22 protein-coding genes are annotated in these 22,726 nt (G+C 45.6%); 9 read left to right on the top strand and 13 right to left on the bottom strand.

Annotation, left to right across the window (positions count from 1 at the left end):
• Positions 1-84: 84 nt before the first annotated feature.
• The 5 genes from qoxA to htpX form a co-directional block, all read right to left on the bottom strand.
• A complete protein-coding gene (gene qoxA, locus G475_RS0110325; RefSeq protein ID WP_084414088.1) occupies positions 85-954 on the bottom strand; it encodes a cytochrome aa3 quinol oxidase subunit II in 870 nt (289 codons plus the stop codon).
• Between the two features lie 185 nt (positions 955-1,139).
• Positions 1,140-1,349 (bottom strand): hypothetical protein, encoded by a 210-nt coding sequence (locus G475_RS0110320; protein WP_026701236.1) that lies wholly within the window; start codon positions 1,347-1,349, stop codon positions 1,140-1,142.
• A gap of 320 nt (positions 1,350-1,669) precedes the next feature.
• A complete protein-coding gene (gene rarD, locus G475_RS0110315) occupies positions 1,670-2,593 on the bottom strand; it encodes an EamA family transporter RarD (RefSeq protein ID WP_026701235.1) in 924 nt (307 codons plus the stop codon).
• A gap of 134 nt (positions 2,594-2,727) precedes the next feature.
• The gene (locus G475_RS0110310) at positions 2,728-3,528 is read right to left on the bottom strand and encodes a DUF2935 domain-containing protein (protein ID WP_026701234.1); all 801 of its coding nucleotides are present in this window, start codon (positions 3,526-3,528) and stop codon (positions 2,728-2,730) included.
• A 494-nt stretch (positions 3,529-4,022) separates the two neighbouring features.
• A complete protein-coding gene (gene htpX / locus G475_RS0110305; RefSeq protein ID WP_026701233.1) occupies positions 4,023-4,922 on the bottom strand; it encodes a protease HtpX in 900 nt (299 codons plus the stop codon).
• 204 nt (positions 4,923-5,126) lie between these two features.
• Between htpX and G475_RS0110300 the strand changes: the two genes are divergently transcribed.
• Together G475_RS0110300 and G475_RS27535 are read left to right on the top strand one after the other, a co-directional pair.
• On the top strand, positions 5,127-7,082 hold the full coding sequence (locus G475_RS0110300; protein WP_026701232.1) for an aconitate hydratase: 1,956 nt from the start codon (positions 5,127-5,129) through the stop codon (positions 7,080-7,082).
• Positions 7,083-7,110: 28 nt separating this feature from the next.
• Positions 7,111-7,287 (top strand): hypothetical protein, encoded by a 177-nt coding sequence (locus tag G475_RS27535; RefSeq protein ID WP_169728521.1) that lies wholly within the window; start codon positions 7,111-7,113, stop codon positions 7,285-7,287.
• A 49-nt stretch (positions 7,288-7,336) separates the two neighbouring features.
• Here G475_RS27535 and G475_RS0110290 read toward each other — a convergent pair whose 3' ends face one another.
• Entirely contained in the window at positions 7,337-7,795 is a 459-nt protein-coding gene (locus G475_RS0110290; protein WP_026701231.1) for a flavin reductase family protein, read from the bottom strand.
• A gap of 88 nt (positions 7,796-7,883) precedes the next feature.
• Between G475_RS0110290 and G475_RS0110285 the strand changes: the two genes are divergently transcribed.
• On the top strand, positions 7,884-8,687 hold the full coding sequence (locus tag G475_RS0110285; RefSeq protein ID WP_324603213.1) for an SDR family NAD(P)-dependent oxidoreductase: 804 nt from the start codon (positions 7,884-7,886) through the stop codon (positions 8,685-8,687).
• A 3-nt stretch (positions 8,688-8,690) separates the two neighbouring features.
• Here G475_RS0110285 and ku read toward each other — a convergent pair whose 3' ends face one another.
• The gene (gene ku, locus G475_RS0110280; protein ID WP_026701229.1) at positions 8,691-9,545 is read right to left on the bottom strand and encodes a non-homologous end joining protein Ku; all 855 of its coding nucleotides are present in this window, start codon (positions 9,543-9,545) and stop codon (positions 8,691-8,693) included.
• Between the two features lie 84 nt (positions 9,546-9,629).
• Between ku and ligD the strand changes: the two genes are divergently transcribed.
• Together ligD and G475_RS0110270 are read left to right on the top strand one after the other, a co-directional pair.
• Positions 9,630-11,447, top strand: coding sequence for a DNA ligase D (gene ligD / locus G475_RS0110275; protein ID WP_051302394.1), 1,818 nt, complete (start codon positions 9,630-9,632; stop codon positions 11,445-11,447).
• 9 nt (positions 11,448-11,456) lie between these two features.
• Positions 11,457-12,083: a uracil-DNA glycosylase gene (locus tag G475_RS0110270; protein WP_026701227.1), complete on the top strand. Its 627-nt coding sequence runs from the start codon at positions 11,457-11,459 to the stop codon at positions 12,081-12,083.
• A gap of 100 nt (positions 12,084-12,183) precedes the next feature.
• On the opposite strand, the gene G475_RS24705 is transcribed toward G475_RS0110270, so the two are convergent.
• Positions 12,184-13,752, bottom strand: coding sequence for a flotillin family protein (locus tag G475_RS24705; protein WP_156911671.1), 1,569 nt, complete (start codon positions 13,750-13,752; stop codon positions 12,184-12,186).
• 156 nt (positions 13,753-13,908) lie between these two features.
• Between G475_RS24705 and G475_RS0110260 the strand changes: the two genes are divergently transcribed.
• Positions 13,909-14,772 carry a Cof-type HAD-IIB family hydrolase gene (locus G475_RS0110260; RefSeq protein WP_026701226.1) on the top strand — a complete coding sequence of 288 codons (864 nt, stop codon included), beginning with the start codon at positions 13,909-13,911 and terminating at the stop codon, positions 14,770-14,772.
• A gap of 105 nt (positions 14,773-14,877) precedes the next feature.
• On the opposite strand, the gene tlp is transcribed toward G475_RS0110260, so the two are convergent.
• Positions 14,878-15,099, bottom strand: coding sequence for a small acid-soluble spore protein Tlp (gene tlp, locus G475_RS0110255; RefSeq protein ID WP_026701225.1), 222 nt, complete (start codon positions 15,097-15,099; stop codon positions 14,878-14,880).
• A gap of 157 nt (positions 15,100-15,256) precedes the next feature.
• Here tlp and G475_RS0110250 point away from each other — a divergent pair, with 157 nt between their 5' ends.
• Both G475_RS0110250 and G475_RS26320 read left to right on the top strand, forming a co-directional pair.
• Positions 15,257-16,708 carry an alanine/glycine:cation symporter family protein gene (locus G475_RS0110250; RefSeq protein WP_407636199.1) on the top strand — a complete coding sequence of 484 codons (1,452 nt, stop codon included), beginning with the start codon at positions 15,257-15,259 and terminating at the stop codon, positions 16,706-16,708.
• 144 nt (positions 16,709-16,852) lie between these two features.
• Positions 16,853-18,619, top strand: coding sequence for an N-acetylmuramoyl-L-alanine amidase (locus tag G475_RS26320; protein ID WP_051302392.1), 1,767 nt, complete (start codon positions 16,853-16,855; stop codon positions 18,617-18,619).
• 18 nt (positions 18,620-18,637) lie between these two features.
• Here the strand turns inward: G475_RS26320 and G475_RS0110240 are convergent, their stop codons facing one another.
• From G475_RS0110240 to G475_RS0110225, 4 genes are read right to left on the bottom strand one after another with little or no spacing between them, the layout of a single operon-like run.
• Positions 18,638-19,705: an FUSC family protein gene (locus G475_RS0110240; RefSeq protein ID WP_026701223.1), complete on the bottom strand. Its 1,068-nt coding sequence runs from the start codon at positions 19,703-19,705 to the stop codon at positions 18,638-18,640.
• A 55-nt stretch (positions 19,706-19,760) separates the two neighbouring features.
• Complete coding sequence (locus tag G475_RS0110235) at positions 19,761-20,459, bottom strand: ABC transporter ATP-binding protein (protein ID WP_026701222.1); 699 nt, start codon at positions 20,457-20,459, stop codon at positions 19,761-19,763.
• The gene (locus G475_RS0110230; protein ID WP_026701221.1) at positions 20,456-20,827 is read right to left on the bottom strand and encodes a GntR family transcriptional regulator; all 372 of its coding nucleotides are present in this window, start codon (positions 20,825-20,827) and stop codon (positions 20,456-20,458) included. Before G475_RS0110230 ends, G475_RS0110235 begins: the two co-directional genes overlap by 4 nt.
• Positions 20,828-20,831: 4 nt before the next feature.
• Positions 20,832-21,596: a hypothetical protein gene (locus tag G475_RS0110225; protein WP_026701220.1), complete on the bottom strand. Its 765-nt coding sequence runs from the start codon at positions 21,594-21,596 to the stop codon at positions 20,832-20,834.
• 143 nt (positions 21,597-21,739) lie between these two features.
• On the opposite strand from G475_RS0110225, the gene G475_RS24695 reads away from it, so the two are divergent.
• Entirely contained in the window at positions 21,740-22,477 is a 738-nt protein-coding gene (locus G475_RS24695) for a YwaF family protein (protein ID WP_051302390.1), read from the top strand.
• Positions 22,478-22,726 lie beyond the last annotated feature (249 nt).

The raw sequence follows: 22,726 nt of genomic DNA, 5'->3' as shown, positions 1-22,726 counted from the left end.
ATATATTAATGGATCCCCCGTTACAAGAAACTCATTCAACAGAAAATCTAACACGTTATTTCACCCGCTTTCCCTGTGCATCGATTATTCATCGCCGACCCCTCTTCCACCTTCCAGGTGCGGAAGTTCTTCAAACGCTTCTTGATGACGTTCAATTAAATAATCACTGCCATCCATTTCTCCGTGATCGACATATTCGAGGTGAGTAGAAGAAAACTCCATCTCTTCCAGCAGACCGGGAGCCAGCAGCTTATCATATTCACTCTGGGTTAATTCCGGCGCGTTCTGCTGCGTTTCCTCCACCCAGCTTTCAAATTCTTCGGCAGGTTCAGCGTGGACATCAAACGTCTGCTCCGCAAACCCGGTGCCTGTAAAATTGGAGTTCCTGCCTTGATACGTACCTGCTTCATCTGCCTGCAGATACAGCTTGGTTTCCATACCGGCCATATTATATTTCTGTCCGCCAAGAGCCGGGATCCACAACGAGGCCATCGAATCTGCAGAAGAAAGACGGAACTCAATCGCCCGGTCCGTTGGAATATGCAAATAATTCACCGTTTCAATATCCTGTTCCGGATAACTGAAAAACCACTTCCAGTCGGCTGCTGTGGCATGTACTACCAGGGGTTCCTTATCACTGGATGATTCCGGAGGCTCTTCCAGTTGAAAAATGGTAATAACGGTTGGCACAGAAAGAGCCGTCACAATAATAAGCGGTACCACCGTCCAAATAATTTCAAGTTTCGTATTTCCTTCATGATCGGGGTCATAGTCTTTATCTCCCCGGTCTGGACGTTCCCTGAATTTAACAAGTATATATGTTAATGCGACCATCACCACAGCAACAATAAACAGCATCATAATGATGGAAAAGACAATAAGATCCCGCTGACTCTCCCCGACCGGCCCTTTCGGATCAAGAACCGTCATATCAGAACAGCCGCTTCCTATCATTAGGAGCAAAGCTGCTGCCAGCAGCGCAACGTACTTTCCCCATCTATATTTCAAGGCCTTCCACTCCTTTCTGAAAAAACTTTCAAGCGTTCGCTCAAAATGTTACTTCCATCTTAGCAAATCCACCGCGCTCAGCGGGTTTGACCGTTCATTTGTCATATAAATCTCACCAGACTGTTTCAAAATCAACACAATTTAGTCATAAAACTTTCAATGATGCCGATTTCACACGGATCTCGGGAAGCAGCCAAAGCAAAGGTAAATTTCTTATATTCCAAAAAAGAGACCGGGACAGAAGGATAGGTGCCGGCCGAAAACCCGAACAAAACAATGACGATGGGATCGCTGCACCCGGTCACTGCGCTTTCCAGCTCACTTGGTAAAGAAGATCGCATTACCAAGTGAATCTTCAGTTCGTCTTCGTCCCATAGGAGTCTCCGTGGCCGGCCTCGGCTCAATAGAGAGGGAGGTTGGGCCAGTTTATATAACAAGAACGTCCATTCAGCGGAGTCAAAATAGGTCGACTCCTGCGGGAAAAGCACGAGTCTCGAGACCCCGCAGGAAGTGGCTTTCTTCCGAGGAGGCTCGAGCCGTGCCCGCGGAAAGCGACCTATTTTGACGCAGCGATAAAACAATACACAAAAACCCGAACGATTTATGGAAAAAATCGTTCGGATTTTTTGTCCTTGATAATGTTTTGTCCCAGACTCCATGGTTACACAGCCTGTTTCCGGGCTGTTTTTCGTTTTCGGTTCCGCCATGTGGTATTGGAGCGGGATACAGTGAAGATGATAAGGCCTGTCCAGACGATAATAAAAGAGAGAAACTGCTGGCGGCTGAAAGGTTCTTCGAATAAAAACACGCCGAGAAGCAGCATAATCGTCGGAGCAAAATACTGTAGAAATCCCATCGTGGACAACGTTATTCGTTTTGCGCCGGCCGCAAATAACAACAGCGGTATCGCTGTGGCCGCCCCGGCTCCGAACAAAAGGAAGATGATGGACGAAGAATAGATGAAAATACCGCTGCTCTCCACGGCGAATACCAAAAACAGCAAAGCAAACGGGGTCATTAACATCGTTTCTATTGTTAAACCTGCCCATGCTCCTACCGGGGTTGTCTTTTTAATCAATCCATACAGTCCAAAACTTAACGCAAGACCTAACGCGGCCCAAGGCAGATATCCATAATAAAATGTTAATATGGCCACCCCTGCTGCCGCCAGCAAAAATGCCAGCACTTCCGCTTTCGACAGCTTTTCTTTTAAGAATATCGTCGCCAGGATTACATTTATTAGTGGATTAATATAATAACCAAGGCTTGCTTCAATGACGCGGTCACTGTTTACCGCAAAAATAAAAATAAACCAGTTTACACTGATCAAAACAGCGGCAGTGGTAATAGCCAGACCGGATTTTCTGGAAGCAAACGTGGTTTTTATTTCTTTCCAGACCCCTTTAAACTTGCGAGCCGCCAGCAGCACTACCAGCATAAAAACAAGCGACCATACAATCCGGTGGGCCAGAACTTCTTCTGCCGGGACATTTCCGACCAGCTTCCAGTATAACGGTAAAAAGCCCCAGCTTACATAGGCAAGCATCGCAGCCAGAACTCCCCGCCCCTGTTGGTTCTCTCCCATACGTTTCCCTCGATTCTATTTTTCTATGTCTTTTCCAGTATAAAACACTTCTGTTTATAAGCGCCACTAATTCAACCTGGTAAAAGAGTGATGCATAAAAATAACCCGGCGCCTGGAAAGCAGCCGGGAAAGGTTCAGGCATCCACCCTGGGTTTTGCCGGATTACAGGAAGGCTCTTCGGTTTCAGTTGATTCTGCCAGTTTCCATAAGTAATAACATTCTTCGCGTGACATATGGTCCGCCATCAATGGGGTAAGCGTCCCCAGCATCTCTTTTGTCAATCCCATCTCCTCCAGTTCTTCCAGAAAACAGCGGAAAATATCCATTTCCAGTTTCACTTGACTATTCATGCGCTGCAGAGCGGGGAATGTTTCGACATTTGCCCGCAGGTAGCCAGCCATTTCCACCGCTTTTAAGTAAAAGTGATCAAAGTCATCGGTAAACCTTCTCGACTTTTCTTTTAATTCGTGCTCCACTTTATCCAGCGATCCGGTAATGGCATCTGCATGACCGGCAGCATCAATCAACCACACCAAATGATAATGAAGCGGGTGACAGACAGGTGGAATTTCCTGTTCGACCAGATAGGAGAGAATCCGTAAATACTCCTCTACTTCGTTTACCATATGATTAATGAAAGTCGGAGTTAATTCAATTTTTATTTTTCCAGTCAATTGGCGCTGAATGATCTGTAACTTAAAAAAACGAATGTCCTTTGCTGCTTCCTCCGCCCTCCTTGTGAGTCCTCCCATATCATAGGATGTTCTTGCTTCTTCCAGTAATTGGTCAAAAAGAGTGATAAATGCCTGCGCCGCTTCAATATACTCTGTTTCTGATGGAGCAAGGGTATCATGGATGAAGCGTGAATGGTCCCCTAACACCTGCAGCCAAAATAAGTGTTCTTCTTCTGCCACGCCCTCCCAGTTTTTATTCATGCTGTCCCTCCCTTTCTGTTCTGTATCCCTTTCAATATATGAGAAAAAAACCTGTCCAAAGAACCCAATCCTGTTTTTATTTTTTGTCAAAACTTCTGGTTGAACAGGTACTGGAACAAGGTTAAAAAATCATAATATTTAGAATTTTTAGCAGAAGGGCAGTCGCCCCCTAAGACAATTTGGGGAAATAATAAAGGACCGTCCAGGGAATTTATTTTGTCCTAAAAGGCTCCATTGGGAGTTGGAGGCCCACAGGTCGTTCCTACTTCATGCCAACGGCCTCCAAATACGCTTGGAGGCCGCTCCTTCTTTTTTTCTCTTTTATAATAGGTTCAAAAGCTTCTTTGGAGATCAATAAAAGCCTTATTCTGTTGATTCGTATCCTCCGCTACTGTCGGCGGATCTCATATGCACAAACAGCAGCCGGACCCTGGTTTTCCCGCGGGAACATCGCTTGATAGAGGATGCCTCTTTGCTATTCAGCCGCGTTAAAACTACTTTTCTTCGAGCCGGCGGATCCGCTCTTCCAATGGAGGATGGGAAGAAAACAGGCTTGCCATCGTGGCTTTATTATTGATTTTCAGTGTCTGCATAGAAGTCTGGCTGTTATCCACCATATTGGAGCGGGCCTGCAGTGCCTGAAGAGCACTCTTCATTTTATCTTTTCCGGCAAGGTCCGCTCCGCCTTTATCCGCATGAAATTCACGGTAACGCGAATACGCATTGACCACAAGACTGCCAAGAATAGAAAACAGAATTTGAAATACAATAATAGCGGCAAAATGAACAATCATCCGCATGGCATCATTCTGGACAAAACGGGACACGACAGAGGCCACAATACGGGAAAGGAAGACAACAAAGGTGTTCACCACTCCCTGCAGAAGCGTCATCGTAACCATATCCCCGTTTGCTACGTGGGCCACCTCATGAGCCAGGACGCCTTCTACCGCATCATCATCCATCGAATTTAACAGCCCGCTTGATACGGCAACTAATGAACGTTTCTTCGTCGGACCGGTAGCAAAGGCATTCACTTCTCTAGAATTGTAAATTCCCACTTCCGGCATATGCATCATGCCGGCACTGCGGGCCAGACGGTGAACTCGTTCCACCAGCTCTTTTTCCATGCCGGTGCTTGCGCCGGGGTCAATAACCTGCACACCCATTAATTTTTTTGCAATGATACGCGAAATCCCAAGAGAGATAAAAGCTCCGCCAAAACCGATAACAGCGCTGAATATCAAAAGAGCCACATAATCTATGTTGCCTGCAGCTGTCGCTCCAAGGCTCGGCAGATTAATACCAAACATCCCAAGAATGCTGAAGACGATGGTAATCGTCGTAATGATAAGAATGTTGGTTATAATAAATAGCAAAATTCGTTTACCCAAATCTGCTTCCTCCTCTTTTTTTCCATTAAATAAGCAAGTATCTTTTTTACGTCATACCGACCCGTTTCGTTTCACTGGTTTATTATATCATTTCTTTGTTCGTTTGGCTTGTCAGATACTCTCTTTGTTTAGTTTTTCTTTATAAAAGGTATATATTAAAACAACAGATTTATACTAAAAAAATCAAAGGAGGTCCGTTTACTTATGGCTTATAATACTGCCCAAAAACTGATAAAAGAGCACCTTTCCTCCGGTGAATTGATCCCCGGGGAAGAAATTTCGCTGTCCATAGATCAGACATTAACGCAAGATGCCACCGGCACGATGGTTATGCTTGAACTCGAAGCGATGGAAATGGAACGCGCCAAAACTGAAGCTTCTGCCCAATATGTAGATCATAATGTGATTCAGGAAGACAGTAAAAACCCAGACGATCACTTATTTCTGGAAAGTGCAGCTAAACGATTCGGCCTGCATTTCAGCCGGCCTGGAAACGGCGTCAGCCACCCCGTACACATGCAGCGGCTGGCCGTCCCCGGAAAAACACTGCTTGGATCCGACAGTCACACCTGTGCCAACGGCTGTATGGGGATGCTCGCCATGGGAGCCGGCGGCATTGATGTGGCAATGGCGATAGCGGGCGAACCCTATTTTGTGAAGATGCCTCAGATCTGGGGAGTAAAGTTAACAGGCAAGCTGCCGGACTGGGTCGGGGCCAAGGATATTATTCTCGAACTACTGCGCCGTCACGATGTAAAAGGCGGTGTCGGAAAAATTATTGAGTATTACGGCCCCGGACTGGAACAGTTAAGTGCGATGGACCGGCACGTCATTGCCAACATGGGAGCTGAACTCGGTGCCACAGCCACTGTATTTCCTTCGGACGAAGAAGTGAAGCGTTTCTTAAAATCGCAGGGACGTGAAGAAGATTGGCGGGAACTAAAAGCAGACGATGGAGCGTCCTATGATATAGATGAAGAAATTGACTTATCCACGTTAGTTCCCATGATCGCTAAACCATCCAGTCCAGGCAACGTTGTCCCTGTGACCGAGGTCGAAGGGGAATCGATTTATCAATCCTATGTCGGATCTTCCGCCAACCCCGGGTATAAAGATTTTGCTATGGCGGCTGAAATCGTGAAAGGGAAACAGATCGCAAGCGGCGTCTCGTACGACATTAATCCAACGTCCCGGCAGATGCTTACCGACCTTGTTCAGAACGGCCATATCGCAAGTCTGTTGTCCTCCGGAGCACGGCTGCACCAGGCAGGCTGTAACGGCTGTATCGGCATGGGACAGGCTCCCGCTTCCGGAAGAAACAGTCTGCGCACCACCCCGCGGAACTTCCCGGGACGTTCCGGGACAAAAGAAGACAGTGTCTTTCTTTGCGGGCCTGAGGTAGCGGCCGCATCCGCTTTATACGGGCAAATCACAGATCCCCGCAAACTGGATATGGAATATCCAAAGCTGACAGAACCAGATCAGCCAACGGTGGATTTCAGGCTCCTGGAAGAACCGCTGTCTCTGGAAGAAGCAAAGAAAACAGACCTTCACAAAGGACCGAATATTGCTTCCATTCCATATATGGAGCCGCTTCCGGACGAACTGAACGTTCCGGTTCTCTTGAAAGTCGGCGACAATTTCTCCACCGACGAAATTCTGGCAGGCGGAGCGCGGGTGCTTCCGTACCGAAGCAACCTCCCGGAAATCAGTAAATTTGCCTTCGAAATTCTTGATGAAGATTATTACAGCCGTTCCATGGATATCCGGGAAAAAACCGGACATGCCATTGTCGGCGGTACCAACTACGGCCAGGGCTCAAGCAGGGAACATGCTGCTCTTGCGCCCCGTTACCTGGGACTGCGGGTCGTCATTGTGAAAGACTTTGCCAGAATTCATCTGCAGAATTTAATCAACTTTGGCATTCTTCCCCTTACGTTTGCCGATAATAAGGACTATGACGATATCGAATCCGGCGATATTCTTGAATTGAAGAATATACGGGAGGCCATTAAAAACAGCCATAAATTAACAGCACATGTTAAAGATAAAAATAAAGAAATCCGGGTTCATCATGCATTATCCGAGCGCCAGGTGGACATCATGTTAACAGGCGGCCTGATCAATTGGGTCAAAGACAGACAAAAAGACAAAGCTTAATATTCTCCGAAAAGGAGCGGGATCCACGATGAACATCCATGAAAATGTTTGTAAAGCCTGTGACGGCTCTGGTTTGTTGATGGATGATGAACAATGGAAGTATTCCTGCAGCGTTTGCGGCGGGGATGGTATTCTGGAAGCAGGGGAAAGCCCTGAACCAGACGCCCCTTTTGATGTAGATGAAACAAACAGGACACTGGAATAAGAAAAGCTTCGCAGGAGAGAACAGCAGGCTCCTGCGAAGCTTTTTAGGGTTATTTACATTGTTTATAGCTGCCTTCAAAATACAACAGCGGTTCTTCATCCTGCACCATTAAATTCTCCACACGGCCGATAAAAAGGGTATGATCCCCCGCTTCATGGCTGTCATAGAGCGTGCAGGCAATGTTTACAAGGGCTCCATCAATTATCGGTTGTTCTTCAAATCGGTCCAGGGGAATATCTATATCTTCTTTTAATTGATTGGCAAAATATTGAGACAGCTCTTTTTGACTCTCTTTTAAAATATTTACGGCAAAAACACCGGTCTGTTTAATAATATCATGAGAATTGGCGTGCTTTGCGACTGAAATTAATACCAGCTTCGGATCGAGAGAGACAGACATAAACGCATTAGCTGTCATCCCATGGAGGTCCCCTTTGACTTCTGTTGTTACGATAGTCACCCCTGTCGCAAATTTACTCATCGCCGTCTTAAATAAACGATCATCCATAACCAGTTCCCCCTCTGTCTGATTTCAAAAGCCACTTTTTACGTTACATCGAAACCTATCATTATGCAATGCAGCGGCATTAGTTCTTGTGTTTATCTTTTTAAAACAAAAGGAGGAAATACAGCATGTATTCTCTTTTCAACAAAAAATTGTTATTACCGGGGCGGCTTCCGGAATCGGGAAAGAAGCAGCAATTCAATTTACTGAGGCTGGAGCAGAAGTGGCACTTCTCGACAAAGACGACCTCTCCGGAGTAGTACAATCTCTTCAATCGAAAGGAAGAACAGTGTTTTCCTATGCAGCGGACGTTTCAAATCCGGAGCAGATGGAAAACAGCTTCTCTCGTATTGCCGAGCATTGGGGACAAATAGATGGGGTTTTTGCTAACGCGGGAATGAACGGGCGGTTGGCGCCAATAGAGGATTTAACTCCAGAGGACTGGGATCTAACGCTGGCGGTGAATCTTAAAAGTACATTTCTGTCTTTAAAATACGCCATTCCTCCCATGAAAGAATCCGGCGGCAGTATCGTTATTACCAGTTCTATTAACGGTAACCGCACCTTCTCCAGTTTGGGGATGTCTGCCTATAGTACGTCAAAAGCCGGGCAGACCGCTTTGGCAAAAATGGCCGCCGTTGAACTGGCGCCATACAATATTAGAGTAAATGCGATCTGTCCCGGCGGGGTTGAAACAAACATCGGAGAACGCACCTATCCGGATGAGGAGCATCTTCAAGAATTGCGGGCGAGGCATCAAAAAGCAGCAGAGCCTCCAGGACGGAATGCCCCGCCTGAGAAAATTACCAATGTGGCGGCATTTTTATTATCTGATGCTTCGAATCACCTATCCGGCACCGAAATGTATATCGACGGGGCATCCTCCCTTTTTTGACTATTAGGTGGCTTTCTTTTTCGTCTGCTGGGCAGCGCTTTTCTGGGATGTTTTTTTCTTGGAAGCCCCCGCCGGCGATTTTTTCTTTTTATTTTTATCCACGGAGGCCTGCAGCGCTTCCATAAGATCAGCCACGTTATCTTTAGGCGGTTCTTCCTGAACAGAAACTACTTCTTCTCCTCTTTCCTTCGCTTGAATTAAGTCCAATAACTTCTGACGGTATTCATCCACATATTTTTCCGGCTCAAACTCTGCTGTTAATTGATCGATCAGCATCTTGGCTGTGTTTAATTCCTTTTCTTCTACATTGTCTTCTTCCGGAACATTCGGGACATCTGCTGATTTTCTGATTTCATCTGGATAATGCAGTGTTTCCAGAAGGATCGTGTTTTGATAGATGCGGAGAACGGCTAACTGTTCTTTCGAACGGAGCATGATTTTTGCAATTCCTACTTTTTTTGAATCGTGCAGCGCCTTACGCAGTAACGTATAAGCTTTGGTCCCCCCTTCGTTCGGACCTAAATAATAACTCCGGTTAAAATAAATCGGATCGATGTCATCCATATTGATAAAATCAAGAATTTCTACCGCTTTTTCCCCTGCTTCCTGACGAATTTCTTCGAGCTCTTCATTTTTCACCACCACAAAACTGCCGTTTGTTGTTTCATAGCCTTTGACTAAATCCTCTTTTTCGACTTTCTCCTCACAGACAGGACAAACTTTTTCGTATTTTATCGGTGTTTTGCACTTTTCGTGCAGATTTCGAAAAGAAACATCTTTATCTTCTGTGGCAGCATGCATCTTTATCGGAATGCTGACAAGACCAAATTGAATACTGCCCTTCCACATCGTATGCATCGTCCTACCTCCTTTTTCCCTTATTGTGCATGACTTCATACATTCTCATTCATACTAAATAACATGAAGAAGGAGGCGTCCCTTATGAAACCTTCCCGTACAGATACCCTCCCAAAAGGGGCGGAATGGATGTATGAATTGAAATACGACGGCTATCGTGCTTTTCTCGAATGGGATGGAAGCACTGCCCGCCTGACCAGTAAAAATGATCATCCTTTAAATGCACAATTTCCTGAAATTATAAAATCAGCTGAAGACTGCTTTTCCTCCGATACGTCCTTTTCCCTGGACGGAGAGCTTATCGTATTTGAAAACTGGGGGAAAGCTGATTTTTATACCTTGCAGAGCCGCTTCCGCCGCCGCGGAAATGCTGTTATTCAGAAGCTGGCGAAGACCCGGCCGGCTGCATTTTTGGGGTTTGACTGCCTTCAAATAAAAGGAAAGGCGGTCACAAGCCTGCCCTGGAAAGAACGAAAAAACCAGCTGAAATCTCTTTTCAAACAGGCCGCTCTACCGCTTACACCAGAACCGCATGCTGACCAGCGGATTCAATTTCTTCCGGCCTGCGCAGAGCTGCCGAAAAAAATCGAGCAGACCAGGATATACTGCAGTGAAGGGATTGTAGCGAAGCACATCGATTCTGCCTATGAAAAAGGCCGTACCAGTCATTGGCTGAAGTTTAAAACTCCGTATAAAGGGACTTGTTTCATCACCGCTTATGATCCGGCTAACGATTATTTTCATCTTGGAGTTTTTCAACAAGAGGAAGTAAAAGGGATCGGGAAATGTGCGCATGGGTTAACAGACAAAGAGCAGTCCGCTCTTGTCGAAACCATTAAAAAGAATGGAACATGGGACCCCTCTCTGAAGGTTTATACGATAGAACCCTCTATCGTTGTTGAAACTGCTTATACGACGAGAAAAAAAGAAGAACTGCGGGAACCTCGTTTCAGGCGTATTCTGTTTCAGACCCCGCCTTCTTTCTGCACCTGGGAAAATTGGCAGACAGAAGCCCTCCGTTTCCCGGAAGACGTAGACATCACCCATCCAGAAAAACCATTATGGCCGGACGCCCGCCTGCAAAAACTCGATTTTCTGCAGTATGTGCGGCAGATAGCTCCATATGTTCTCCCATTTCTGCAGAACCGGGCACTTACCGTCATTCGTTTTCCTCACGGCATGATGGAAGATGGCTTTTTTCAGAAAGACTGTCCGGCTTACGCTCCTTCCTTTGTTGATACCAAAACGCTTGACGATACTGATTATATTGTATGTAATAAACTAGAGACGCTCTTATGGCTGGCAAATCAGCTTGCCATCGAATGGCATATTCCTTTTAAACGAGTAACCACAGATGGGGTGGATGAAGTCGTTTTCGATCTGGACCCGCCAGATGCGGCGCATTTTCCTCTTGCTGTCGACGGGGCCCTGGCATTAAAAGCATTGCTCGACTCCTTTGAAATAGAAGCATTTGTGAAATTTTCCGGTAATAAAGGACTGCAGGTAAATATTCCCCTGCCCGAAAATACGTTTACCTGGGAGGACACGAGGGTATTCACCAAAGCGGTTGGGCATTATCTGACAGCGGAGCATGGAGCGCTTTTTACGACAGAACGCCTGAAAAAGAACCGCGGTCAGAAGTTGTACATTGATATCCCCCAGCACGCTGAAGGCAAGACGATCATCGCTCCTTATTCCATGCGCGGAAAAGAGGAGCCTCTTATTGCATGTCCGTTATTTTGGGACGAAGTTTCCCCTTCTTTAGATCGGTCGATTTTTACACACGAGTATGTGTTAGAACGAACCGCCCTGCACGGCTGCCCTTTTTTGGACCAGAATGGAGAACGAAACCGCCAGCCATTTGAACGTCTGCTTCAGACAATACGACACTCTGCGACGTGAAAGGAGCAGATGATGGTCTCAGAAGAATTAATCGAACGCTGTAATCAGAGAATCGCGGCTTATGATTGTGAAGGCTTTGTCTATGGACAGGGCCCTTCCAGACCTGTGATCATGTTTGTCGGCGAAGCTCCGGGAGAAACCGAAATACATAATGGAAAGCCGTTCAGCGGCAGAGCCGGCCGTTACTTTGATGCCTTTCTGGAGCAGTTGCATGTCACACGGGAAGATATTTATATTACGAGCACGGTCCGCAGCCGCCCCTATAAATGGGGAAAAGGGAAAAATGCCGGAAAAAAATACAACCGTACCCCAAACCAGAAAGAAATCGCTGCCCATGCACCGATCCTTGATGTCGAAATCGAAGCTGCCCGGCCGAAGCTGCTTGTACCGATGGGACGAACCGCCTACTGGCGTCTCCTGGGAGAATCGCCGCAGATGGCCGAGGTAACCGGATCTTTCTTCTCTTCCCCCATCCGGCGTCTCGAAAGTTGGGAGAAACGTATGTACCTATTTACAGATACGTCCTATACCCTGTTTCCTCTCTACCACCCGGCCGCCGTTCTCTACAACCGCAGCCTGGAAGCAGACATTTACAGCCACCTGGAAAAGCTGAAACAATATATTTCAACAGATTAACATAACGGGGCTTATTCATGTCCTTTACCGTCCGATCACTGCCCATTCTCTTCCCGCTTTCTTGAAAAAGGAACGGGCCGCAGATGCCCGTTCCTTTCATTTATTCCTCTTTTTTCTCCTCATCTTCCGGCGGCGTTTCTGTTTCCTGCCGGACAGCTTCAGCGTTAGAACCTTCTTCTCCCACAGAAGCGGTGTTTTCTTCTTTTGTATTCTCAGCAGCCTGTGCCGCCTGGGTAATGGACGCAGCAGTACCTTTTCCAGCAAAGTTTTCAAGCAGCGCTTTCATGTCAATCCCGGTTGATTCTTTTAAGGTATCCTGCATCACTGCCATATTGTTTGTGACACTGCCGGCCAAATTGGATACTCCTTTACCGCTTCCGGTATCAATAACTTTTACGCTGTCTATGTTATTCATCGGTTCAGAGACAGCTTTGGCAAAGTCCGGCATCATGTTGATCATCATTTCCAGGATAGCAGCCTCACCGTATTTAGACATCGCTTCGGCCATCTGTTCTTTCGCTTTTGCTTCCGCTTGTCCTTTTTCACGGATAACCTGCGCTTCTGCCTCCCCTTGCTTTCGCTCGGTCTCCGCATGAGCTTCCGCTTCAGCAATAGCCCGGTATTTTTCCGCATCCGCCTGCTGCTGGGACGCATAGCGTTCGGCGTCGGCCTTTTTCTTGACTTCCCCTTCATACTGCCGTTCTTTCCGCTCGATTTCGATTTCTTCCAGTTCGGATTGTTTGGACAATTCAACGGCACGGACATCCATTTCCTGCTCTTTTAACTGGCGGTCCGTAATACTTTTTTCCAGGGCATATGCCTGATCCGCCTGGGCCCGTGCTTTTTCGTTTTCCTGTTTAAAGGATGCTTCCTGAATTTCGTTGTTTTTCCGGGCTTCGGCAATTTCGGTTTTATGTTGGTATTCGGATTCTTCGGCTTCCTTATCCATCTGCGCCTGATGGATTCTTGTCTCCCGTTCCGCGTTAGATTCTGCAATATCCGCATTTTTCTTTGCTTCCGCAATCCGTGGACGGCCCAGCGCTTCCAGATAACCATTTTCATCACGAATATCTTTTAAGGCAAACGAGGTTATTTCAAATCCCATTTTTGCCAGATCTTTTTCTGCCACTTCCTGAAGCTGCTCGTTAAACCGTTCCCGGCTCTGATAAATTTCCTCCACTGTCAGGGAAGACAAGGCCGAGCGTAAATGCCCTTCCAGCACCTCCACAATTTCCTGATCACGATCCTCTTTGCTCTTTCCTAAAAACTGTTCGGCAAAGTTGGCAATCTGGTCAAGCGAACTCCCGATTTTCACCATGGCGACCGCATCCGCAACAACCGGCACCCCCTGGGATGTATAGACTTCCGGGGTCTGCACCATAAGCTGGGATGTTGTCAGGTCCACAGGTTCTGCGACTTGAAAGAGTGGTTTGATAAATACTCCCCCGCCCCGGACCACTTTCAAGCGGCGGCCGTTCGTTTCATCGGTGAACACATTTTCATCACTGCCAAGTCTTTTTCCAGTAATAATGAGTGCTTCATTGGATTTTGCCGTTTTGTAGCTCCGCTTAAATATAATGTACCCAATGATTGCTGCAATCAATAGTACAAAAAGAACAATTCCTGTCATAACTAAACCAAAAATATCCTGAATTATTTCCAAGATCATACACCTCCTATAAAAATTCTATAGTATGTAACGATTTCATACCAGTAACGTTTCAGAATATGTTATATTTTTTTGCCTTAATAACGCTTACAAGTAATTGAGTTATTACTTAGGATGTCTTAAAATAAAAGAAGAAATATGGGAGAAGGTGAGTATATGAAACTAATAGCAATTGATATGGACGGAACCCTGCTAAATCCGGAGCAGATTGTCTCCCGTAAAAACAGGCAGGCCATTCAGGAAGCACAAAGCCAGGGGATAAAAGTTGTCATTGCTACGGGGAGGGCCCATTTTGATGCCCAGACGTTTCTCGAAGAAGCTGGGCTGGCTTTACCTATTATTGGGGCCAACGGAGCAACCTTTCATGATAAAGAAGGCAGGCGGCAGCTTTCCGTACCAATGGCTGAGCATCAGGCCTATGATATCCTTGCCTGGCTGGAAGAAAATGAGTATTATTATGAAGTATTTACCAATAGAGCAATCTTCACGCCTCACCACGGACGGGATTTATTATCGATCGAGCTGGACCGTCTTGAGTCAGCCAATCCCGAAACAGACAGAAAAGCCTTGGAGAGAGCCTCCAAGCGGCAGTTTAACCAATCCGGCTATGCATTCATCTCTTCGGCTGCCGACATAAAAAAGGAGGAGGTGGAAATTTATAATATTCTTGCTTTCTCCTTTCTGAAAGAAAAACGTGACAGGGGGTGGGCTCAATTTCAACGCGAGGAACAGCTCACCCTCGTTTCGTCGGGGGATCACAATTTTGAACTGGAGCATCTCCACGCTTCCAAAGGTCAGATGCTGAAGTATCTCGCAGATATGGAGGGTATTTCTTTAGAGGATACTGCCGCGATTGGCGACAGTTTTAATGATTTATCGATGATGAATGCTGTAGGCTGCAGTGCAGCTATGGGAAACGCCAGAGACGAAATTAAACGCCAGTGCAGCATCACGGCGCCATCTAATGCAGATGACGGTGTCGCAGCTGTCATTACTCAAATACTGGAACAAAACGTATAAGAAGGGGACACGCTTCCCCTTTTCTTCCTGCTAATGGATTAACCACTGATTTGGTATCTTACTAAAAAAAGCGCGGCTCTGTTGGTAAGGGCCGCGCTTTTTTCGCTATTGGTTGTCTTCGACTTCGTCTTTGATCTCTTCACGCATACCTTCAATGCTCTCTTCCCGGCGTTCATTTTTTTCTTCAATTTGCTGTTTTTCTTCCTCACTTAATTCTTCCGCATGAGCTTTTTCAAAATCCCGCGCTTCATTTCTGTTTTGCAGCGTATGTCCGATTGCATTTTCAATTCGTTCCGCGTTATTGGAACGATCATCTGGTTTAGCCATTTTATGCATGCCTCCTTTAAAAATTTCAAGTTTAGTTTAACCGTTTAACAGGAAGGTTATGTAAAAGATATGTACGATGTTGTAGGATAGGGTATGGACATGTATTATTTTACATATATATTATTTTAATCCAATAAAAAGGCAGGAGAGTGAGCATATGGAAGATTGGCTTACCATGGATACGTGGCTTGGAGGAGCTGTAGAAGTCAGCAATACTATCTTGTGGACGTATCTACTTATCGGATTATTATTATTTTTAGGATTATTCTTTACTATTAAAACTCGTTTCGTTCAATTTACTATGTTAAAAGAAATGATTACTCTCTTATTTCGAGGGACAAACCGATCTGTTTTTAAAGAAAAAAAGGGGACCACCCCGTTTCAGGCATTCACCATCAGTACAGCAGCCAGAGTAGGAACAGGCAACCTGGCCGGAGTGGCGCTCGCTATCACGGCCGGAGGTCCGGGAGCCGTTTTCTGGATGTGGGTTATCGCATTATTTGGGGCTGCCACCGGGTTTGTGGAAAGCACATTGGCGCAAATGTATAAAGTAAAGGTGGATAACGGTTATCGCGGCGGGCCGGCGTATTATATGGAGAAAGCGTTGGGCATGCGCTGGATGGGGATACTATTCGCCATCCTTATTATGTTATGTTTTGGTCTTATTTTTAACGGAGTTCAGTCCAACACGATTTCTCAGGCCTTTACAGGAGCCTATGGCATAGAAGGATACTGGGTCGGTTTAGCGATCGCGATTATGATCGGTATTATTATTTACGGGGGAATTCGTCGTATTGCCGTCGTCACCGAATTTATTGTGCCCTTTTTCGCTATTATCTACATTATTGTTTCCTTGATTATTATGATAATTAATATAGGGATGCTTCCGGAGGTTATTTCCCTCATCTTCACCAATGCGTTTGGCATCCGCGAAATTGCCGGCGGTGGTTTAGGTGCTGCCATTATGAACGGCGTACAGCGTGGCTTATTCTCCAACGAAGCTGGTATGGGTAGTGCACCAAACGCCGCTGCTACCGCTCACGTGAGTCACCCGGTGAAGCAGGGACTCGTTCAGACACTCGGGGTTTTTACAGATACCCTGATTATCTGCAGCTCTACTGCCTTCATTATTATCCTGGCTGGTGTTCATACTTCTAATGAGACGGATGGCATTCAATTAACACAACTTGCCCTTGATACGCACCTTGGCGGCTGGGCGCAAACCTTTGTTTCGCTTGCTATTTTCTTTTTCGCGTTTAGTTCTTTATTGGGCAACTACTATTACGGTGCCAATAATATTGAATTTATTTCCGAGAATCCCGTATACATTCAAATATTCCGGGTAGCCTTTCTCATCATGGTAATAATCGGTTCCATCAGTCAGCTTGACCTGATTTGGGCGCTTGCTGATATTTTCATGGGCTCCATGGCCCTTGTCAACTTAATTGCCGTTGCTTTATTAACGAAAACCGCTGTGGCCGCCCTTGAAGATTACCAGAGCCAGCGGAGACTGGGGCATGATCCGGTCTTTTATAATAACAGCATTCCAGGGCTGCGAAACATGGACGCATGGCAGAAAAAGCCAGGATCATCCGATCAGGAAGAATAGCAGGAAAAAACCCGGCGTTTTGCCGGGTTTTTTTATGAAGAAACGCTATTATTTTTTTCCCAATTTTAATAATTCTTATAGAAAGACTAGTCTATAATAGCTTACCATGATATTCTAGTTTCAGGATGAAAAGTATGGAGAATCTTGCCTTATATTAGCAGAAAGATAATACGAGAGGAGGATTTTGTCATTTTTTATAAAAAAATCTCATATTCTATGATGGCAGCGGCGTTAACGATATCTGTCCTCCCCGCTCTCTCCCAGAATCAAGCGGAAGCAAGCGACCGCTATTCTGATGTAAGCAGCAGTTACTGGGCGGCAGAAGAAATTGCCTATCTGACAGAGCAGGGTGTTGCTTCCGGAGATGAGTCCGGAGAATTCCGTCCAGAAGAGCCGCTCACCAGGGCCCAGGCATCTGTTATGATGACCAGCGCACTGGGAGAAGAAGGTTTATATTCGTCTTCTGCTGCCTTTACGGATGTAGACACAGAATTCTGGGCCTATGCCAGCATTGAAAGAGCAGCTGAGCTGGATATTTTCCAGGGGAGTAATGGAGAATTTGATCCGAATGGGGAGATAGAAAAAGCGCAGGTAGCAGCTGTTGTCTCCCGGGCACTTTTTGAACAGGCCGACCCTGATGCTTCCCTTCAATTCGACGACATCGAGAATGGATTTTGGGCAGAAGAATACATAACCACGCTTGTAGATCAGGGCATTATTGAAAACGAAGGAGAGTTTGATCCGAACAGTCCCGCAACCCGTGCGGAATTCTCCGCTTATCTTGCGAGAGCCTTGGAAGAAAATATTGAATCCAGTGAAGATTCTCCGTCCGAAGAAGATTTGGCTGACGATAATGTGATGTATAAAGGGGAAGTCGATGCGGACACTCCTTTAAACGTTAGAAGCGGTCCGGATGTCTCCTACGAATCTTTGGACAAGCTTGAAGATGGGACGACGATCGACATTTACGATAGGAACGGAGACTGGCTCAAAGTAGAACACGAGGGGACATGGGCTTACGTGCATGGAAACTATATTAATAATGCGGATAACATTGATTCAGATGAGAAAGAATCAGAAGAAATACCGGATGAAACGGAAGGGGAGAACCCGGAAGAAGGAACGGCCGATGTGCCAGATGATGTGGACAAAGAAAATATAATCTCTGTCGCAAAAGTCACAGTAGATGATCTGAATGTCAGGACAGACGGCAGTACAGATGGAGACGTCATTTCCAAGCTGAACAGCGGAGATACGGTTGATGTATACGAACATACTGGAGAAGACTGGGCACTTGTCGACTACGGAGATGGAGAAGGATATGTCCATCGTTACTACCTTCAGGAAAAAGAACCCGGCGAAGACGCCCTCACGAATCAGACCATCGTGGTGGATGCAGGGCACGGAGATCATGATAATGGCGCATCCGGCAATGGTCTGATTGAAAAAGACATTAATCTGGATGTAGCACTGGAAGTAGAAGAACGATTGGAAGAGGCGGATGTGGATGTTGTTATGACCCGTTCCGATGACACCTTTCTCGGCTTGAATGAGCGGGTGGAAGTCGCCGAATCCGCTGATGCTGATGCTTTCATCAGTATTCATTCCAATGCGTACAAAGCATCCGCTCATGGCGCGGAAACCTATTACAACAACAATTATAAAGGATCCGAGAGCCGGGCCCTGGCGGAATCCATTCAGGAAGAACTCGTCAACCAAACCGGCATGAGCGACCGCCGTGTTTCAGATGCGGGATTTGTCGTTATTAAAAACACGACCATGCCAAGCAGCTTAATTGAACTTGGTTTTGTAACCAACCCGGATGATGCACAGCGAATGAAGCAGGAGAGCTACCCCGACGAGGCGGCAGACGCTATATTTGACGGAATTGACAATTATTACAATTGGTAAAAAAAAGCACGACCTTCCTTATGAAGGAAGGCTGTGCTTTTTTTGATGCCTCTGATGTAATTGCTCCATATCTTCCAGACGATCATGAATAGATAAAATAACATAAAATACAATAATTTCTTTGGAAAACTGATGATGATACCGATAAGAGATCATATCAGGATGAGTTTCCTGAATATGCCAGAAATGATGGTCTACCTCAGAGACAAGCTCGTGATGTTCTTTGGGAATATGGTGCTCCGGGTGATTCAACACCGTAATAATCGACTGAAACCCCCGCACGCACAATTCCTTTTCTCCATAATGAAAGGTATCGTCTACTTCTCTCAGCATAAACAAACTGTTTATATGGTAAACAATCCTCTCCAGTGCCTCCAGCCGGCGGTTTTCATAAGTGAAATAATCAATATACTTGGCGCTATACCGGTGATATTTCCATTCTTCCCGCTGGTAGTAAACAAGGTCCATGGCACGGTCGATATTCTTCTGCAGCTGCTGAAAACGCTGGCGGGTGGACTTGGAAGCCGGTTTATCCTGACAAAGCTCCTCCGTTCGTTTCTCCAGCACTGTCGTTATTTCATCAATGATTCTTGTATTTTTTGCCGAGATTAACTCTGAAAAACGCGGGTGTAAAATAGAGAAATTGACCATCGCCGATACGGCCAGCCCGATCGTAGTAGTTCCTGCCCTTTCCACAAAGGACAGGAAGTAAGCTCCTTCTGTAACGGGGATCATAGCTACCGCTGTCAACGTCGCCACCAGCGTTCCTACTTCTAAATGCAGAAGATTACATGCATAAATAGTAAACACGGCAGCAATAGCATAGGCTGCTGCGTTATGACCAAAAATGGATACGGCAGTAACCGCCAGAGCGGCTCCAATCAGTGTAGCAGGAAACCGTTTTATCCCTTTTCTTATGGAGGCTGCTGCGGTTGGTTCGAGTGTGACAATGGCTGTAATGACGGCAAATGCAGCCGGAAGCCCTGCCCAATGACAGATAAAGGCAGCGACATAAACCGCAATTCCTGTTTTTATTAACCTGGCACCTAAAAACTTAAACCGTTTCGCTTTTATTTTAGTAAACATGACCCAAGCCTACTTCATCGTCGTTTTCCCTATCATAACATACATCTCCGGAACGTTAATCCTGGTTTTTGTAGTGTTCGGCCATCCAGTCCACTACCCGCAGCCCCTGGCTGGTTCGTATATCTTCCGTCTCCGCCATTCCTAAAATTTTTCCATCTTTAATCGCTATCACCCTGTCAAATAAAGGTTCCATCTCGTTCACTTCATGGGTAGTCATTACCACAGTCTGACGTTCTACATCAATAAAAGAAATCAAACTTTTTACAATAGAATCCCTGACCATAGGATCCAGTCCGGACAACGGCTCATCCATTAATATAACCGGGGCATCTCTTGCAAGGGTGAGGACAATCTTCAAACGCCCCCGGTTTCCTTTGGATAAAGATTTTATTTTACTGTCAGGATCAAGTTTCATAAAAGTGAGCATTTCTTCTGCCCGCGCCCGGTTAAAATCACGGAATTGAGAAGCTTGAAAATCGACCATATTTTGAACGGTATAGAAACGATAAAACGCATCTAATTCAGACAAAAATGCCACTTTCTCCGCGATTCTGCGATTCACCGGAGTTTGATCCACCTGAAGCGTTCCCCGGCTCGGATGAATAAGCCCGGACACCATCTTTAAAATCGTCGACTTGCCGCTGCCGTTTTCCCCGACAAGACCAGTAATCCCCCCGGCCGGTATGTGAAGCGTGACATCCTGTACCGCTTTTTTAGCTAAATAATGTTTGCTTACATTTTGTAAAGAAATCATTCATTATCCTCCTCCAGAAACGTTTTCAAACCGTTCAAAATCACAGCTTCGGAAAACCCCATCGCTTTCATTTCCTGCACAAACTGCCGAATATAAGATTGTTTCATGCCTTCCCTCCATTGATCCAGGACGCTCTGGTCTTCACTGACAAAGGTTCCCTGACCGCGTTTGGATTCCACCACACCGTCTCTTTCCATTTCACTATACGTTCTTGAAACCGTATTTGGATTGACGCCAAATTCAACGGCTGTTTCCCGCACGGAAGGGAGCTTTTCCCCCGCTCTTAATTCCCCTCTTAATATCCGCCAATATATCTGATCCGCCAGCTGCCGGTAAATCGGCTTTGATGCATCAAATGTATGAGTCACACGGCTACACCTCTACTTTATGATCGATAAGCTTGGCTGACGCCACAAATAGAATAATCATCACAACTAATTGAATGAAAATAAATCCAAATGCGAATTGCATCGTATCTAATGAATATTGCTGCAATAACGGAGTCTTTAATTCAAAGGACACCGCGCCCCAGTTATTCAGAGCTTGAACCCAGGAAAGGCTGCCTATCAGATCGGTCACCCAGCTGTATAGTATAAATAATACCAGGATAACAAACCAGGCCCATTTGCCCATCCAGCCTCTAAGCACAAAATAAACGGAGATGAAAAATAACACATGCAGGGCAAGAGATAAGGAAGAACCTATCAACGCAACGCCCCCGCTCCCGGCCAGAATGATATTATCAAACACAGCCAGTGAGGTGTATCTTTCTGAAAGAAAAACATTCCCAAGTACCAGGAAAATGGTTCCGTTTAATAACAGGGAACAAAACATACAGATAACACCGGCTGCTAATTTTGCAAGGAGCAGGCTGTACATAGAATGAGGAGAATGGAGCCATAAATGCAGGGTATTCGATTCCCGAAATAAACTGACAGCCGTGTAGATTGGCAGATAAAAGATATGAGCAGCCACTCCCCCTCCGATGGCCCCCAGCATCATTCCCGTGATGTGGGGATTTTTTAATTCAATAAAATAGGTGAGCCCCAGGACAAATAGGATTAAGCCAAGACCGATAAAAAATATCACCCTTGTTAATAGAAATTCTTTTTTTAACAGCGCAAGCCAACTTGTCATATTTAAACCTCCAATTGTATTATTGTATCAGTGTACTATTAGTATAATACAGTTAAATGTTATTCTAGTCAATGATAAAAATTAATCGTTATTTGTCTTTTTCCATAGTAAAATAGGAGAGACATGGAAAAAGGGGGCCAAGTATGTGGTGGTGGCAGTACAATCATTCAGGACCATCCTTTACATGGATGGGGACGGCGCATATTTTGGTATTTATCATTTTATTACTTCTGTGTTTTACTATGATCAAAGGACGCAAAGGCTTTCGCCGCTGCAATGCACAAAAGTATATACATAGAGGAATTAGTGCTCTTTTTATTTTAGGGGAAATATCCCTGCAGATTTTTTATATAACCAACGGGGTCTGGGATGCCTCTTATGCTCTGCCTCTGCATTTGACCAGTTTTGTCTGGATTACAACAATTCTGGCCTTTACCGCCGGTCATAAAATATGGTTTGAAGTAACGTTCTTCGCGGGAGTAGGAAGTGCCCTCCTTACAATTATTACGCCTGATCTGGCTCATTACGGATTTCCCCATTATCGTTTCTTCCACTTTTTTATTACCCATAGTCTGGTTATTCTGGCAGTCTGTTATATGCTCGTTGTCGAACAACGGACGTTGCGGGTAACATCTGTTTTCCGGGCATGGGGAGTGCTGAATCTATATGCCGCACTCGTGTTTCTCTTAAACCTTTTAACCGGCGGAAATTATATGTACTTGATGAAAAAACCGGAGCAGACCACGCCAATCGACTGGCTCGGCCCCTGGCCGTATTATATTTTATCCCTGGAAACCGTTGCTCTTATTGTCTTTTTTATCATGTACGGGCTTTACCGATTCGAAGTAAAAACGAAAAAGAACAGTGGAGCTTCCGGGTGATTTAGGGACAACTGCAGCGGAGAGTAACGTAAAAATTGGATGGGACAGAAAGCGTTGAAACTTTCTGTTTTCATTTGAGCAACGGCATTGGAGACAGGAGCGGTTTGAAAGTGTCTAATAATCGAGGATAGGAGCCATTTTCTAAACTTGAACTACTTATTTTGTCCTTTATTCTTTTTACCAACCATTTGAGCTTCTCTTTTTCCTTCATGTGTTTTTAATACGTCCATTATAGACACCATATTCCAG

It is taken from the genome of Salibacterium aidingense DSM 18341 (assembly GCF_000429685.1).
Classification (GTDB): Bacteria; Bacillota; Bacilli; order Bacillales; family Marinococcaceae; genus Salibacterium; species Salibacterium aidingense.
The sequence above is the reverse complement of the archived record's forward strand: the minus strand, read 5'-3'. Positions and strand labels throughout refer to the sequence as shown.